We start from the raw sequence: 14,882 nt of genomic DNA, 5'->3' as shown, positions 1-14,882 counted from the left end.
AATAACTTGTGAATATTCTTTACAAAATTCGTCTGCCGCACAGAAAATTTCCGTAATTTTATCGTTGGTAAGTAAGCTCATATATTTGTTTAATTTATTGATTATCAACTATAAAGATACAAAATTACTTCTTACTTACCAACTTTCTTATTGATTTTCTTAAACGGAACTCAGGTTAATATTTGATATGCTTGCCGTTCAGGTAATCCAACCATCGTTTGCCGACGACCCTGTCCACGATCAAAGTTTTGATGCAATCAACCCCAAAGAGACGGATAAAACGGTCCACCAGTTCTATGCGCTCATCGGTATTACTGTTTCCCCGTTTGGGTAACATCTTAAAGAGCAGGGGGAAAGCAACACCATGGTAGACAACACCCGGCATAAAGATGTTTATATCAGTCTGCCCGAACTTCCAGTTGGCGCGGTCGATAGTCAGTATGACTTGTTTATTATCAGGTAAAATACTGAATCTGAGCCTTGTGATAAGATCCGCCTCTAAAGCGAAGGTTGCGATAAAACGCTGAACCCTTCTAAGGGAGGATTCAGGTTTGGCACTTGTTTGAAAAGCATTTGACAGCTTCTCAAAGGTCACGGTTTGAACTTTACATAGAGCCATAATGAAATGGCTGATAAATTTTATGTGTGCTAAATTGATTTTTCCTCCTAAATGGGAAGACAAGACTGAGACTAAATCTCTATCTTTACTGGAGACCTTGTTTTGCATATCGTAAAGAAAAACCGGTGATTTTTCTTTACAAGATACTAAAAACCAGGGTCTTCTTTATGATATATCACTTATGACACTGAAAATCAGTTGGATATATTTTTTGTCATGTACTTAGATAACTTTTAATATAGTTTCCTTAAATTCCCAGAGAAAATGATTCGGCTATTATCCGACCATCGCCGACAATTAGTTATATAAAGAATATATTTATCGACTTATTAGCTTGGCCTTTGGAAAATCAGGGATGTTTCTTTGTATTAAAAAACATTGTGTATCTTTGTTGAAAGAGTGTGTGAATCTATGAAAAGTAAAGCAGAACGAGGTATCTCGGTTGTTTCTAAATCATTACCTATTCCTCTTATTTACCCTCCTTATTAACTGATATTCAATTAAATTATATTTTTCTGCATAGTTTAATGCAAAAGTAAAGAAAATTTACTTCTAAACCGAAACTATCGGGCAAGACGAGAGATAAAATAGACGATAATTAACCCAAAATCCGATTATATTTGCTAAACTTGTATGCGTAACCAATACAGTTTATCTTCGTTTATGAAATAATGAAAGGTGAATTGAATTATCAATCGCCGAAGCGAAGGCGAGGCAAAATCGGCGAAGCCAAAAGTGAAACATTGTCCGGCGCCGGTTTTATCTATAATAGACAATTAGCGAATGAGAAAATTAGCAAATTAGCGAATTAGCAAATTTGAAAATGAATGTGGAAAATGTTACTTTTTAGTTAAAATTTCGAGTTACAGGTTACAAGTAAACAATGCTAACGGCTAAAAAATAACTGTAGAAGTTTGTTACATTTTAGTTAAAAAGTTACGAGTAGACGAGATACGAGGTACAAGTTGTTGACTGATAACTGTAGAAGTTTGTTACTTTTTAGTTAAAAAGTTACGAGTAGACGAGATACGAGGTACAAGTTGTTGACTGATAACTGTAGAAGTTTGTTACTTTTTAGTTAAAAAGTTACGAGTAGACGAGATACGAGGTACGAGTTGTTGGCTGATGACTGATGACTGGCTACTAACTACTAACTACTAACTACTAACTACTAACTACTGACTACTGACTACTATTTACTGTAGAAGTTTGTTACATTTTAGTTAAAAACATGTTTCTCACATTGTTTTTTGTGGTAAGTTTGCGGATAATCATTAAACTAAATAATATGATATTGGACAGTCTGAAAAATTCAGAAGCTTATGAGAAGCTTCACCCGTTGTTTAAAGAGGCGTTCGATTACTTAAAATCAGTAGATTTTTCAAAAGCTGAAGTCGGGAAAACCGAGCTTAAAGGAAAAGACCTTTTTCTGATGGTGAGCGACAGTGATATGAAAATAGAAGCTGATGCAAAAATGGAAGTTCACAATAAATATATTGATATACAGCTTCCTATAAGTAAACCGGAGACATACGGATGGAAAGCCCGTGCCGATTTGAAAGAAGAACGCGAGCCCTTCAATGGAGAGAAAGATATTCAGTTCTTTTATGACAAAGGTACAACTTTGATTACTGCTGTTCCGGGCGATTTCGCTATTTTCTTTCCGGAAGACGGGCATGCTCCATGCATAGGTGAAGGTAAAATAAGAAAAGTAGTAGTGAAAGTAGTTTTAAGTTATGAGTTTTGAGTTCCATGTATAGAATATCAAACTCTATACTTCTAATTAGAATTTAGAATTTAGAACTTAAAACTCATAACTTAAAACTCATAACTTAAAAATAATTGCCATGCTTAAATTAATTAAAAACGACCCTTGGCTGGAACCTTACAAGGCGGCTATAGAAGGACGTTATAATTATGTGCTGCAAAAAGAAGCCAGCCTGACCAATAATGGGAAAATATCACTTTCCGATTTTTCTTCGGGTTATCTTTATTTTGGTTTGCACAAAACGGAGACCTCATGGGTGTTTAGAGAGTGGGCTCCCAATGCGACAGACATCTATATGGTTGGAGATTTTAACGGATGGCAAAAAACAGAGGGGTTCAGGCTTCAATCTAAAGATAACGGAATATGGGAAACAGAGCTTCCTCCTGATAAAATTCATCATGGAGACTTATTCAAGTTGATGGTTTGTTGGGATGGAGGAGAAGCCGAGCGCATTCCGGCTTGGGCGACACGCGTTGTTCAGGATGGAGATACGAAAATATTCAGCGCTCAGGTTTGGTATCCTGAAAACCCTTATCAGTTTAAGAAGAAAAAATTTACGCCAAAGACAGACCCTCTATTGATATACGAGTGTCATATAGGAATGGCAAGTGAGGCCGAAAAAGTAGGGAACTATGAGGAATTCCGATTGAATATATTGCCCCGTATCAAAGAAGACGGATACAATGCGATACAGATAATGGCCATTCAGGAGCACCCATACTATGGTTCTTTCGGATACCATGTATCTGGTTTTTTTGCGGCATCATCGCGTTTCGGGACTCCCGACGAATTAAAGCATCTGATAGATGACGCCCATTCTTTGGGTTTGGCTGTGATTATGGATATAGTCCATTCACACGCCGTAAAGAATGAAGCGGAAGGGCTCGGGCGATTCGATGGTTCTTATGATCAGTATTTTCATAGCGGGAGCCGGCGAGAACACCCGGCTTGGGATTCTCTTATTTTTGACTATGGGAAAAATGAAGTAACGCACTTTCTTTTATCCAATTGTAAATTCTGGCTCGAAGAATACCAATTTGACGGTTTCCGCTTCGATGGAGTAACTTCAATGCTGTATTACAGTCACGGACTTGGCGATAATTTCACCGGATATCAGGATTATTACAACGGAAACGAAGACGAAGACGCCATTTGCTATCTGACCCTGGCAAATAAACTTATACATGAAATAAATCCGAATGCGATAACTATTGCCGAAGAGGTAAGCGGCATGCCCGGGTTGGCTGCTTCGATAGACGGCGGCGGCTATGGTTTCGATTACCGGATGGCGATGAACGTCCCGGACTATTGGATTAAGATAATAAAGGAAAAAGAGGACAGGGATTGGCATCCGACCGGAATATTCTGGGAATTGACAAACAGGCGTACCGATGAAAAGACCATATCGTATGCCGAAAGCCACGATCAGGCTTTAGTCGGGGATAAAACAATCATATTCAGACTCATAGACTCCGATATGTACTGGTACATGTCGAAGCATTACGGTAGCTCGTATGCTACAGACAGAGGTATCGCTTTACATAAAATGATACGGTTGGTAACGGCTTCCACAATTAACGGCGGTTATCTCAACTTCATGGGAAATGAGTTCGGCCATCCTGAATGGATTGATTTTCCTCGCGAGGGGAATGGATGGTCGCATAAATATGCACGCCGTCAATGGTGGCTGGCTGACAATAAAGATCTTCGCTATCATTATCTGGGTGACTTCGATAAGGCGATGCTCTCTCTTATATCGTCCGTCAGACATTTCGAAAAGACGCCTGTCGTGAAACTATGGGATAAGGATGAAGATCAGGTATTAGCTTATCAAAGAGAGGGTCTCATTTTCGTCTTCAATTTTAATCCGAACCAATCATTTTCCGATTATGGCTTTCTGGCTCCGGAAGGAAAATACCAGGTTGTATTGGATACCGATTCTCCCGATTTTGGAGGAAACGGGTTAACTGATGATTCTATCGAGCACTTTACAATGCCCGATAAACTATATCAAAAAGACGGTAAAGGCTGGCTCAAACTATATATTCCGGCGCGTACCGCTTTTGTACTGAAAAAGATGGATTGATAATGAGGGTGTGTCAAAAGATAGAATACCCGTCATTGCGAACGAAGTGAAGCAATCCAGAGTGTTGATTATTAATGGATTGCTTCGGGATATCGCCCTCGCAATGACGCGTAAAAGACCTTTTGACACACATCCATTAGTCGTTATGATATGGTATGTTTTTCTGTTCGCAAAGTTCTATGATTCTGCCTTTTACCTCTTTTATATCCTTATAAAGGAGTTCTGATAGATCTAGTTTTTGTTGCTTCTGCTCTCCATTCAGAAGAAATACGATATATCCTAGTCCGATATTGACCTTGCTCACAGCCGTCCAGTCTATTTTTATTTTCTTAGTTTCGATTGTACTATTTGTTATTTTTAAAGTAGAAGCCGGAATCCATAATGTATTTTTCAAAAGCACAATGGCACCGGTAAGAGCATAAAATAAGTAAAGAAAGAACTTCAAATTGTATGTTGCTTCCGTTACACATAAGATAATACCCGCCACCACTAAAAACGAAGCATATACTATCGAAAACCACCTTATACCTTTAGAAGGCTGCCCGTAATTTATAATCAAATCTTCCATAATTAAGAATAATTTAGTTTCTACAAAGATGTGAAAATTATACAATAAAATACTACTCTTTACAAATATCCTTGATGATTAATCCGGCCAATGTAAATCCAAATACAGCAGTAACATGAACCAATGTACCGTTTGTTTGAGCTTTTACACTCGGATTCTCTTGTTTCAACAATTCCGAGCTTTTCGACTCATCTCCTTCATATTTGAAGCCTTTGTTTTCGAGTACCTCGTCACTATACACGCACGTAAATTTTTTAGACGGACGTCCGCTTTGTTTCATCTTCCGGCGTAAAGCCGCTGCAAGCGGGCATCCTGCCACTTTCCAAAATTCAGCAGTTTTTATTCTGGTCGGATCCATTTTCAGAGCAGCTCCCATCGATGAAAATAGTTTTGCTTTGGTACGGGTTGCTGTTTGGATCAGATGTACTTTATGCTTCAGGCTGTCTATGGCATCAATAATATAATCGTATGTGTCAAGTTGAAAAGATTCGGAAGATTCTTCGCTGTATACATCAGCTATTGTGTTTATTTCGGCATCGGGGTTGATATCCGACAGCCGCGATTTCAAAACATCAACTTTCCTTTGTCCTATTGTTTTGGTGGTAGCCATCAACTGACGATTGATGTTTGTTTCACAGACCTTGTCCGAATCAACAATGGTGAGATGCTTTACTCCTGAACGAATAAGGCTTTCGGCACACCAACTGCCTACCCCTCCTACGCCGAACAGAATAATGCGCACACTACCTATCTTATTTATCAAATCTACACCGAGCAGCAATTCTGCACGTTTAAAAATACCTTTTTCTTCTAGCATTGTAACTTAAGTCTATTTTTTCGGGCTGTAAACTTACAATAATTATTCTTGATTTTATGTTAAGAGAAATAATGATGTATCTTTGTTTTCTCAAAAGAATAACGACTATGAATATCTTATTGTTAGGAAGTGGCGGGCGCGAAAATGCCCTTGCGTGGAAAATCAAACAAAGCTCGAAGGTGGAAAACCTATATGTGGCGCCCGGTAATGCAGGCACCCATTTGATAGCTCAGAATGTAGATATTTCGATAACAGATTTTCCGGCCATAAAACAATTTACTCTCGATAATAAGATCGATGTAGTTGTTGTTGGCCCCGAAGAACCTTTAGTTAGAGGTATTTACGACTACTTTGTGAATGACAAGGAGGTTAATCATATTCCTGTGATTGGACCTTCCAAAGAAGGGGCAAAACTGGAAGGCAGTAAAGATTTTGCCAAACAATTCATGATCAGGCATAACATCCCGACAGCACGTTACAAAAGCTTTACAATAGATCAACTGGATGAAGCATATAGTTTTCTGGATGAGCTGGAAGCGCCCTATGTACTTAAAGCGGATGGTTTAGCCGCGGGAAAAGGTGTATTGATTATTAACGATCCGGATGAAGCAAAACGTGAGCTAAAAGAAATGCTTGGCGGAATGTTTGGTGATGCCAGCAAGACTGTTGTAATAGAAGAGTTTTTGTCTGGAATAGAATGCTCCGTATTTGTCCTGACTGATGGTGATTCCTACAAAATCCTTCCGGTAGCAAAAGACTATAAACGGATAGGAGAAGGTGATACGGGGCTCAATACCGGAGGTATGGGCGCTGTTTCTCCGGTTTCGTTTGCCGACGAAACTTTTATGAAAAAGGTTGAGGAAAGGATTATTGTTCCTACTGTTGAAGGATTGAAGAAAGATCACATTGTATATAAGGGCTTTATTTTTATAGGCTTGATCGAGGTTAAAGGCGAGCCAATGGTTATTGAATATAACGTCAGAATGGGGGACCCCGAAACCGAAGCCGTTATGCTGCGCATAAAATCTGATTTAGTGTCCTTATTCGAGGGTATTATGACCGGAACTCTAAAAGATAAAGCACTTGAAACAGATGATCGTTATGCCGTAACAGTTATGCTTGTATCCGGTGGATATCCGGGCGATTATGAGAAAAACAAGGAAATATCAGGACTGGATACTGTTACAGATAGTATTCTCTTCCATGCCGGGACAAAGCTGTCCGGAGATAAGGTATTGACAAACGGAGGCAGGGTTATCGCTGTAAGCTCTTATGGTGAAACAAAAGATGCAGCTTTGGCTTTATCTTTCAAAAATGCGGAAAAAGTTTTGTTTGATAAAAAGTACTACAGAAAAGATATTGGGTTTGATCTGAAATAATAAATGAGGTTTTTACGATTTTATAAAAATAATATAGCGGAAGGTAAAGGTATTTTAATCTTTTCCATCCTTGTCGCAATTGTCATTCGGCTCATTTTCTACTTTTCTACAGAAAATATTCCTTTGCCGGTTTCTGACGGATATTTGTGGCAACTTCTTATCCCTCTTTTCGAAAATCCTTTCGTGTCTTTAATCGGAAGCAGCGCTATTGTCGTCATACTAGCCTTACTGGTTGGGCATATCAATACCGCTCATGTGCTAATAAGAAGGCGCACAATGTTGCCTCCGGCCATTATTACACTTCTTTTCAGTTGTCACCCGATATTTATGCAAATGTCGCCAGGCTATGTTTCTGTATTATGTTTATTACTTGTAATAAATATATTCTTTAGTATGTATAATGCAAACGAAAAACCTGTGGGCGCTTTCAGGGTTGCATTTGTTTTATCTCTGGGAAGTTTATTTTCTCCCGTTATGCTTGTTTACATACCTTTGTCATGGGTGGCATTAGCGATAATGAGATGTTTAAATTTCAAATCATTTTTTGCAGCTATTTTAGGGGCTTTAATTATTTATTTCCCGGCCTTTTCATTTTACATTTTTTCGGATCACCTGGATTTATTTTTAAAACCTTATCTCTCGATACAGTATCTAAATATTTTACCTCTTTTGCAATTTGATTATATTTTATGGGGAGGATTGTCTTTCTTTATAATCTTATTGGGCTTAATAATAGGGAGTAACTACATTAATAGTTATAAAGATAAAGTTAGAGTACGAGCCTATTTGTCGTTATTGAGCATTATTACGATTATTGCAATCTTATTTTTTCTGTTTTTAAATATTAATCCGGATGCAAATTTATATATAGCTGTCGGTACCGCGTCACTATTGCTCTCTCATTTTTTTGCTCTTGTGGATAAAAAAAGCGGAGCGATTTTATTTTATATCTTTATATTACTACTTTTTACGGTTGGTGTATTCTCTTTTAATGAGATTTTATAATCCGTGAAAATCAGTATCGTTAGCATATTTCGGTATTCTTCAAATGTCTTCTCTTTTACTTCAGTAGTCTTATTATATTTATATTCGATCTTGTATGTCTTTGTTTCTCCGCCAAAGTCTTTCCATGCAAGCTCAATAGTAACCTTGTCCCTGCCGGATATCTTATAAGGTATCAGGCTGAAAGAGACATAGCCTTTTGATGGGTAATGTTCGGGGTCACCTTTTTGATTATGTCTGAATTCTAATTTTACAATATCTTCACCTCCGGAAAGGCCGGGGTCAGCAGATACAAGGTTGATCATGTGACTTTCACTTCCGCCGGTATTGAATCCGAAAGAAATATTCAGATAATCTCCGCCTTCCCATATAGAATATACTTTGATAGGATTATGGCCTATACTATCTTGTTTTATCTTGTCACCGGGAGCAATATAGATAATATCTTTAGTCAATACATCGTAAAATCCGTTTAGTTTGACATAATGATCGTATCCATCTTGTTCGTCTGACAAAATTGTATAATCAATTATGGCTCTTTTGTATTTAGGTTGCAGATTGAGCCCAACAGGCTCCGCTACCCAAAGTTTTTCGCCACTGTCTAAGGTAAAATCGTAAGTATTATCTCCTATTTTATTTACCGTCGCTACAGATCGCCAGTATTTGTCGAGAGAATATCCGTCGTCAGCATTACATGACGAAAATCCCAGCGAAAAAAAAACAGATAGCATTAAGAATAAAATTGTTCTTATATATTTTTTCATGAATCTATTTGTCTTATTAAAACGTCGATGACTTATTTATATTAGACTTGAAAAAAGGCTATAGTGCTGCATTCATAGATACAAATAAATGTTAAAGCATATATTTTTAACATTGAAGCCAAAAACTATCGTCTCTGTTTGAAAAATTCTTTTAATAAAGAGAGGCACTCATCTCCCAGAACACCGTAGTTTACAATCGTCTTAGGGTGTAATATAGTTGGCGAAAAGAAAGAATATCCCTTTTTGGGATCTTGGACTCCATAAACTATTTTTGAAATCTGTGACCAAAACAATCCACCTGCACACATCGGGCACGGTTCGAGAGTAACATACAGCGTACAATCCGTCAGGTATTTTCCTCCTAATACATTTGCGGCAGCAGTAATCGCCTGCATTTCCGCATGCGCGGTAACATCGTTAAGTGTTTCGGTAAGATTATGAGCTCTGGCTATTATTTTCCCTTGACATACAACGACGGCGCCTATGGGAACCTCATTTTTATCAAAAGCAATCCCGGCTTCATTCAAAGCCTGGCGCATGTAATATTCATCGTTCAGAATAGAGGTCATCGGCGCATCTCATTTTCTCCGAAGAGGGTAGGATAATCTTGTTCCAGATTTTTTAATACGTGTGCAATAATAGTTTCCCGACACCAACGGGAACGGTTTTCGATTTTGTATTTCTTAATATAAGAGGATATAAGAGCATACTCCTCATCGTTCAGGGAGAAAAGAAGATGCTTGGTCCTGTTGCTCTGTATACCTTTCTTTTTGAGTTTCATTACTACAAAAGTAAGGACTTATCCCAATATGTGAAAGCATTTTGGCAGAAAATAATAATTAATGTTAATCAGTAGTAAAAGTAGTCAAGTAGTTATCAGTTGCTTAGCAACTTGGAAGTTAAAAAGTTCTGAGTTTTAAGTTTTAAGTTTTAAGTTATAAGTTCTGAGCACTCACTACTTATAACTTAAAACTTATTACTTACTACTCTTTAACTACTGATTCGCATAATTAAGAAGTTATGCTACGAAAATAATTGATGGATAACCGGGATTAGCAATGCAGTCGTTACGCCCATTAATCCGATGGCCAAACCACTCAAAGCACCTTCGAGCACGCCCATCTCCATTGCTTTGGCCGTGCCTACTCCATGGGCGGAAGCACCCATAGCCAAACCTTTTGCTATACTGCTTTGAATACCTAAAAACCGGAGTATGGGAGGGCCTATAATGCTTCCGAATATTCCGCAAGACAAGACAATAACAGCAGTTAGTGACACATTTCCTCCCGACTGTTCAGCTATGCTCATCGCAATAGGCATGGTGACAGATTTAGGCTCAAGGCTGTGGATCAACATCTGATCGGCTCCTGTCAGTTTAGCCAGCAATATAACACTCATGATACCTACCAGACTTCCTATAAATACGGATGTAAGAATAGATACTACATTGCCCTTCAGGTAAGCTAACTGCTCATAAAGGATATAACCTAAAGCCACCACGGATGGACCTAACAGGAAACTGACAAACCGGCTTCCTTGCTCGAATGTCTGATAAGGCATATCGGTAATTTTCAGAAAAGCTATTATAATGGCAATGGATATGATCATAGGATGAAAAATACCTATCCGCGTTTTTTTGAAAACCCATTGACCAAACAGGTAGCTACCGAATATGAGCAGAAGTATAAATTCTGTGGATTCAAACAAAGCTTTCATTTTTTCCTTTTTTCCATTTGTTGTTGAATAACTGCTACGACTGCAATAACCAATACCGTACTCACAGAGCATACGACTAGAATAGACATCCAGAATTTGCTGATGATTCCATACGATCCTAATATTCCGGCTCCGGCAGGTATGAAGAAAATAGCCATATTGCGGGTAAGACTATTGGAAACGTCTTTTACGCTATCGGGACTAATGGCTTTGAAGTAGAGACTGAGGAACAGGAGGATCATCCCGATGATATTTCCCGGCACGAAACCATCTATCAAATAGCTGACAGCTTGTCCCAGAAAATAGAACGAAAGAATGATAAAGATACCTTTTACCATTTTCATATGTACAAACTTATTTAGAGGTAGATATATTTTTGCTTGTGGCTTGATTTATTCTTCAAATATCTCCAATGAGAAATTCTCTCCATCGAAGACACCATAAGAGAAGAAATTGATCCAATCGCCTAATATGACTACCCTGCTTGTTGAAGATAGCATAAGGTCGAGCATAATGTGCCGATGCCCAAAGATGAAAAAGTTGAAACCGGGGGCTTTTTTCAAGTGATCTTTAGCAAAAAGTACCAAATGTTCTTTGTCCTCCCCAAAATAAGGAGGCATTTCGTCATTATCGCGATTGTGATTCGACCACCGCTGCGCAAAACCGACAGTCCACCGGGGATGAATGGCAGCATATGCTATACGGCAGAGCTTACTATGGAAAATCTTACGCAACACCTTAAAGGAGGTAGAATCATCACCTAATCCATCTCCATGTGCCAGAAAGAATTTCTTTCCATATATTTCTTTTACAAGAGGTTGCAGATGAACAATCATCCCGCACTCTTTTTGCAGATAATCAGTTACCCAAATATCGTGATTGCCTATAAAGAAATGTACTTCGATACCCAGATCGGTTATTTCCGCTATTTTGCCAAGAAACCGGACAAAGCCACGGGGTACTACATTCTTGTATTCGAACCAATAATCAAATATATCGCCAAGCAGGTAGATTGCCGAAGCATCTTGTTTTACCCTATCCAACCAACGGCAAAGCTTCCGCTCCACTTCGTGCTGAGGAAAATAACTTTCATTTATTTTTACTGAAGGCAATGTCATTTGGTGCTGCTTATCCACATTTTTGTTGTGATAGGCAGAACCCATGTGAACATCCGATAAGAAGTAAACTTTTTTACCCACGTTTTTGGCTTTTATAAAAATCCAAGTTCAAGTTTAGCTTCTTCGCTAAGCATGTCCTTGTTCCATTGAGGTTCGAATGTAAGATTTACAACTACATTGTTTACCCCTTGTACCGATTCGACTTTGTACCTTACATCTTCGAGGATGAAGTCGGCTGCCGGACAGTTAGGCGCAGTCAGGGTCATAGTTATGGTTACGTTGTTACTGTCATCTATATCTACTTCGTATATCAACCCCAGATCGTATATATTAACAGGTATTTCAGGATCGTAAACAGTTTTAAGCATGTTTACAATCTTACCTTCCAATTCTAGTAATCCGCTCATAAAATATCTTTTTTGTTCGTTATAAACATCTGTATAGCGAGGATAGTTTATAACCTTTCTAATTTCAGCAACAAAAATACGAAATAACTTAGATATAATACACACGGATATAGGGGATATCTTTTATATTTGTAACAGACAGGCATAGTACATGACAAAAAATATTTTATATACATTTAAAAGACTTATTATGTTGCCCTTACAGGGCGCGGTTCCCTAGTTTGTCATCTCACCGGGGTGTTACCCCGGGCTGGAATATATCAGGCTTTCAGCCTGTTTCTTTCCACGATGCCCTGAAAGGGCTACATAATATAGCCCAATGGCAACGCCTTGGGTGGGAAAACGAAATCCCCTGAAACCGCGCCCTGTAAGGGCAATATAAGATTTTGCAATATTTTTTGTCATGTACTATGTAAGAATATATAAAATCCGGTTTTTCTTTATCCACTATATATTGATGTTGATATGCGCATCAATCGAAATATCTCTTGGCGATCCAAATAAAAGTATAAAATGGGATATTCCTATCCATATGAAATTTTTATTAGGTGCTATTATCGTGCCAATAACAGAAACTTTTATATTTCAGTTTATTCCAAAGCTTATATTGGATTTTGTGAGAATTAGAAATTACTATCTGGTATTGGTCATTCTATCTGTTTTTTTCTCAGCGTTTCATGGAATACATGCGCGTCAGGATAATATACTATTGTCTATTGTTTTTACTTTGGGTACAGGGGTATTGGTCAATTACTATCTACAAGTACAAAAAAGGGAAGGTACATGGCAAGCTGTAATTAAAACGACAATACTGCATGGTACCTTTAATTTAACACTAACTATACTTACTTATATTTTATATTAATTTAGATGCGGTGCAAGTTTATTGCACTCTTAACCATTTATCTTCGTTAGACAGTTCAAGTATTAACCACTTTTTTAATCAGAATTATTATGAAAAAATTCGCAATGACGAGAGTTCCATCTTTTGACACACTTTCTTTTTCATTTACAACTGCCCTTTATCTGCATAACTATAATAAGAGTGATCGCAGATTATCACATGATCGAGAAGTTTGATATCCAGTATTTGCCCTGCGTCTCTCAGTTTGCGGGTTATATTATTATCATCCCCGCTCGGATTGGCATTTCCCGAAGGGTGATTGTGACACAAAATGATGGCGGATGCAAGCGAATCTATAGCCTCTTTCATTATCATACGGATGTCGACTACCGTACCTGTTATTCCACCTTTACTTACCTGTATCTTTTTCATTACTTTATTTGCCCTGTTTAGCAGCAGCGCCCATACTTCTTCGTGTTTCAGGTCTGCCAGAACAGGATGCAGGATTTGATAAACATCTTCACTGGATGTAATTTGAGGTTGAACTTCAACTTCGGATAATTTTCGTCTCCGTCCTAATTCTAAAGCCGCAATAATGGTTATAGCCTTAGCTTCACCTATCCCTTTGAAGTTCTTGATAAGGTCTTTGATTGTGAGTTTGCCCAAAGTGTTCAGATTATTTGATACACTATGAAGTATGCGCTGAGCCAGTTCCACCGCTGTTTCATCTTTATTTCCCGAAGCGATAAGAATACCCAGCAATTCGGCGTCGGATAAAGAGCCTACCCCTTTGAGTAACATTTTCTCTCGTGGGCGGTCTTCTTCAGCAAGATCTTTAATGTTTAGTTTTATTTTATTTTCCATGAGGAATTTCAGTTTAGCGTTAAGCTGCAAATATAGAAATATTTGTTGTTCACTAATAGAAAACCTCATAACGTTTGATCGCTATGAGGCTCTAATATTTATGACAATGTTAGTAGCAAGTAGTTAGTAGTGAATAATCTTGAAATTCGTTAGTTCTTCACTCTTTCTACATACGAACCGTCTTTCGTATTGATCTTAATCTTATCGCCTTCATTGATAAACAGCGGCACACGAACTTCGGCTCCCGTTTCCACTGTAGCAGGTTTCAACGTGTTGGTCGCAGTATCACCTTTCATTCCCGGTTCAGTATATGTGATCTGAAGGATAACGTTTTGAGGCATTTCTGCTGTCAATACAGTTTCGGTTTCGGCATGCACCTGTACTTCCACCATATCGCCTTCTTTAAGGAAAGCCACGCCTTCAATCATTTCGCCGGCCAGAGATATTTGTTCGAAAGTTTCGGTATTCATGAAATTGTATCCCATATCGTCCTGATAAAGGAACTGATAAGGGCGTCTTTCTATACGTACCTCATCCAGTTTTACTCCGGCATTGAATGTTCTTTCAAGAACACGTCCGGTAGTAACGCTTCTCATTTTTGTACGGACAAAAGCTGCTCCTTTTCCCGGTTTAACATGTAGAAATTCTATTATAACATAGTATTGTCCTTCTATGTCGATGCACATTCCATTTCTTATATCTGCTGTAGTTGCCATTGGTTTTATTTTATTTTTGATTAAAAATTTGAGTTGCAAAGATAATAAATTACAGTTACCTGTCAATAATTGTCTATCAACAACTTGAAATGACTTTGTTGCAACGGTATTGTAAAAGAAGGGTTACAGGTGTATTTTTGTATTTGCAAATTCAAAAAAGTAGATATATGAGTACCTCACCGATAACCCAGATCAAAGATAAATATAAAATCAA

At 38.0% G+C, this 14,882-nt stretch carries 18 protein-coding genes; 5 read left to right on the top strand and 13 right to left on the bottom strand.

Annotated features, from left to right (window positions below):
• Positions 1-175: 175 nt before the first annotated feature.
• Positions 176-727 (bottom strand): transposase family protein, encoded by a 552-nt coding sequence (locus ACYPZI_RS14375; RefSeq protein ID WP_459602788.1) that lies wholly within the window; start codon positions 725-727, stop codon positions 176-178.
• 1,180 nt (positions 728-1,907) lie between these two features.
• On the opposite strand from ACYPZI_RS14375, the gene ACYPZI_RS14370 reads away from it, so the two are divergent.
• Both ACYPZI_RS14370 and ACYPZI_RS14365 read left to right on the top strand, forming a co-directional pair.
• Entirely contained in the window at positions 1,908-2,366 is a 459-nt protein-coding gene (locus ACYPZI_RS14370; RefSeq protein WP_459602786.1) for a NanQ anomerase/TabA/YiaL family protein, read from the top strand.
• 94 nt (positions 2,367-2,460) lie between these two features.
• Positions 2,461-4,473, top strand: a complete 2,013-nt coding sequence (locus ACYPZI_RS14365) for an alpha amylase C-terminal domain-containing protein (RefSeq protein WP_459602794.1) — start codon at positions 2,461-2,463, stop codon at positions 4,471-4,473.
• A gap of 136 nt (positions 4,474-4,609) precedes the next feature.
• On the opposite strand, the gene ACYPZI_RS14360 is transcribed toward ACYPZI_RS14365, so the two are convergent.
• Positions 4,610-5,041 carry a hypothetical protein gene (locus ACYPZI_RS14360; RefSeq protein WP_459602784.1) on the bottom strand — a complete coding sequence of 144 codons (432 nt, stop codon included), beginning with the start codon at positions 5,039-5,041 and terminating at the stop codon, positions 4,610-4,612.
• A gap of 52 nt (positions 5,042-5,093) precedes the next feature.
• On the bottom strand, positions 5,094-5,858 hold the full coding sequence (locus tag ACYPZI_RS14355) for a tRNA threonylcarbamoyladenosine dehydratase (protein ID WP_459602782.1): 765 nt from the start codon (positions 5,856-5,858) through the stop codon (positions 5,094-5,096).
• Between the two features lie 107 nt (positions 5,859-5,965).
• Between ACYPZI_RS14355 and purD the strand changes: the two genes are divergently transcribed.
• Complete coding sequence (gene purD, locus ACYPZI_RS14350) at positions 5,966-7,237, top strand: phosphoribosylamine--glycine ligase (RefSeq protein ID WP_459602780.1); 1,272 nt, start codon at positions 5,966-5,968, stop codon at positions 7,235-7,237.
• A gap of 3 nt (positions 7,238-7,240) precedes the next feature.
• Positions 7,241-8,242 carry a hypothetical protein gene (locus tag ACYPZI_RS14345; protein WP_459602778.1) on the top strand — a complete coding sequence of 334 codons (1,002 nt, stop codon included), beginning with the start codon at positions 7,241-7,243 and terminating at the stop codon, positions 8,240-8,242.
• On the opposite strand, the gene ACYPZI_RS14340 is transcribed toward ACYPZI_RS14345, so the two are convergent.
• From ACYPZI_RS14340 to ACYPZI_RS14305, 8 genes are all read right to left on the bottom strand, one after another.
• On the bottom strand, positions 8,182-9,003 hold the full coding sequence (locus ACYPZI_RS14340; protein WP_459602776.1) for a NigD-like protein: 822 nt from the start codon (positions 9,001-9,003) through the stop codon (positions 8,182-8,184). The two genes, ACYPZI_RS14345 and ACYPZI_RS14340, sit on opposite strands and share 61 nt — an antisense overlap.
• 125 nt (positions 9,004-9,128) lie before the next feature.
• Positions 9,129-9,563, bottom strand: a complete 435-nt coding sequence (locus ACYPZI_RS14335; RefSeq protein WP_459602792.1) for a nucleoside deaminase — start codon at positions 9,561-9,563, stop codon at positions 9,129-9,131.
• 5 nt (positions 9,564-9,568) lie between these two features.
• Positions 9,569-9,784, bottom strand: coding sequence for a hypothetical protein (locus tag ACYPZI_RS14330; protein ID WP_459602774.1), 216 nt, complete (start codon positions 9,782-9,784; stop codon positions 9,569-9,571).
• Between the two features lie 242 nt (positions 9,785-10,026).
• Positions 10,027-10,719, bottom strand: a complete 693-nt coding sequence (locus ACYPZI_RS14325; protein WP_459602772.1) for an LrgB family protein — start codon at positions 10,717-10,719, stop codon at positions 10,027-10,029.
• Complete coding sequence (locus ACYPZI_RS14320) at positions 10,716-11,063, bottom strand: CidA/LrgA family protein (RefSeq protein ID WP_459602771.1); 348 nt, start codon at positions 11,061-11,063, stop codon at positions 10,716-10,718. The genes ACYPZI_RS14325 and ACYPZI_RS14320 overlap by 4 nt, the downstream gene beginning before the upstream one ends.
• A 48-nt stretch (positions 11,064-11,111) precedes the next feature.
• Positions 11,112-11,882, bottom strand: coding sequence for a UDP-2,3-diacylglucosamine diphosphatase (locus tag ACYPZI_RS14315; RefSeq protein ID WP_459602790.1), 771 nt, complete (start codon positions 11,880-11,882; stop codon positions 11,112-11,114).
• Between the two features lie 47 nt (positions 11,883-11,929).
• The gene (locus ACYPZI_RS14310) at positions 11,930-12,244 is read right to left on the bottom strand and encodes a metal-sulfur cluster assembly factor (protein ID WP_459602770.1); all 315 of its coding nucleotides are present in this window, start codon (positions 12,242-12,244) and stop codon (positions 11,930-11,932) included.
• 240 nt (positions 12,245-12,484) lie between these two features.
• Positions 12,485-12,649, bottom strand: coding sequence for a hypothetical protein (locus tag ACYPZI_RS14305; protein WP_459602769.1), 165 nt, complete (start codon positions 12,647-12,649; stop codon positions 12,485-12,487).
• Here ACYPZI_RS14305 and ACYPZI_RS14300 point away from each other — a divergent pair.
• Entirely contained in the window at positions 12,648-13,109 is a 462-nt protein-coding gene (locus tag ACYPZI_RS14300) for a hypothetical protein (RefSeq protein ID WP_459602768.1), read from the top strand. The genes ACYPZI_RS14305 and ACYPZI_RS14300 overlap by 2 nt on opposite strands.
• A gap of 144 nt (positions 13,110-13,253) precedes the next feature.
• Here the strand turns inward: ACYPZI_RS14300 and radC are convergent, their stop codons facing one another.
• Positions 13,254-13,952 carry a RadC family protein gene (radC, locus tag ACYPZI_RS14295; protein ID WP_459602766.1) on the bottom strand — a complete coding sequence of 233 codons (699 nt, stop codon included), beginning with the start codon at positions 13,950-13,952 and terminating at the stop codon, positions 13,254-13,256.
• A 149-nt stretch (positions 13,953-14,101) separates the two neighbouring features.
• Positions 14,102-14,668: an elongation factor P gene (efp, locus tag ACYPZI_RS14290; protein WP_459602764.1), complete on the bottom strand. Its 567-nt coding sequence runs from the start codon at positions 14,666-14,668 to the stop codon at positions 14,102-14,104.
• Positions 14,669-14,882 lie beyond the last annotated feature (214 nt).

It is taken from the genome of Dysgonomonas reticulitermitis, from assembly GCF_054601275.1.
The sequence above is the reverse complement of the archived record's forward strand: the minus strand, read 5'-3'. Positions and strand labels throughout refer to the sequence as shown.

Bases quoted from the DNA above. Each gene is read 5' to 3' on its own strand.
- ACYPZI_RS14360 (WP_459602784.1), bottom strand. From the start codon at position 5,041: ATGGAAGATTTGATTATAAATTACGGGCAGCCTTCTAAAGGTATAAGG.
- radC (WP_459602766.1), bottom strand. From the start codon at position 13,952: ATGGAAAATAAAATAAAACTAAACATTAAAGATCTTGCTGAAGAAGAC.
- ACYPZI_RS14310 (WP_459602770.1), bottom strand. From the start codon at position 12,244: ATGAGCGGATTACTAGAATTGGAAGGTAAGATTGTAAACATGCTTAAA.
- ACYPZI_RS14340 (WP_459602776.1), bottom strand. From the start codon at position 9,003: ATGAAAAAATATATAAGAACAATTTTATTCTTAATGCTATCTGTTTTT.
- ACYPZI_RS14345 (WP_459602778.1), top strand. From the start codon at position 7,241: ATGAGGTTTTTACGATTTTATAAAAATAATATAGCGGAAGGTAAAGGT.
- efp (WP_459602764.1), bottom strand. From the start codon at position 14,668: ATGGCAACTACAGCAGATATAAGAAATGGAATGTGCATCGACATAGAA.
- ACYPZI_RS14320 (WP_459602771.1), bottom strand. From the start codon at position 11,063: ATGAAAATGGTAAAAGGTATCTTTATCATTCTTTCGTTCTATTTTCTG.
- purD (WP_459602780.1), top strand. From the start codon at position 5,966: ATGAATATCTTATTGTTAGGAAGTGGCGGGCGCGAAAATGCCCTTGCG.
- ACYPZI_RS14375 (WP_459602788.1), bottom strand. From the start codon at position 727: ATGCAAAACAAGGTCTCCAGTAAAGATAGAGATTTAGTCTCAGTCTTG.
- ACYPZI_RS14315 (WP_459602790.1), bottom strand. From the start codon at position 11,882: ATGGGTTCTGCCTATCACAACAAAAATGTGGATAAGCAGCACCAAATG.
- ACYPZI_RS14370 (WP_459602786.1), top strand. From the start codon at position 1,908: ATGATATTGGACAGTCTGAAAAATTCAGAAGCTTATGAGAAGCTTCAC.
- ACYPZI_RS14300 (WP_459602768.1), top strand. From the start codon at position 12,648: ATGTACTATGTAAGAATATATAAAATCCGGTTTTTCTTTATCCACTAT.
- ACYPZI_RS14325 (WP_459602772.1), bottom strand. From the start codon at position 10,719: ATGAAAGCTTTGTTTGAATCCACAGAATTTATACTTCTGCTCATATTC.
- ACYPZI_RS14305 (WP_459602769.1), bottom strand. From the start codon at position 12,649: ATGACAAAAAATATTGCAAAATCTTATATTGCCCTTACAGGGCGCGGT.
- ACYPZI_RS14330 (WP_459602774.1), bottom strand. From the start codon at position 9,784: ATGAAACTCAAAAAGAAAGGTATACAGAGCAACAGGACCAAGCATCTT.
- ACYPZI_RS14355 (WP_459602782.1), bottom strand. From the start codon at position 5,858: ATGCTAGAAGAAAAAGGTATTTTTAAACGTGCAGAATTGCTGCTCGGT.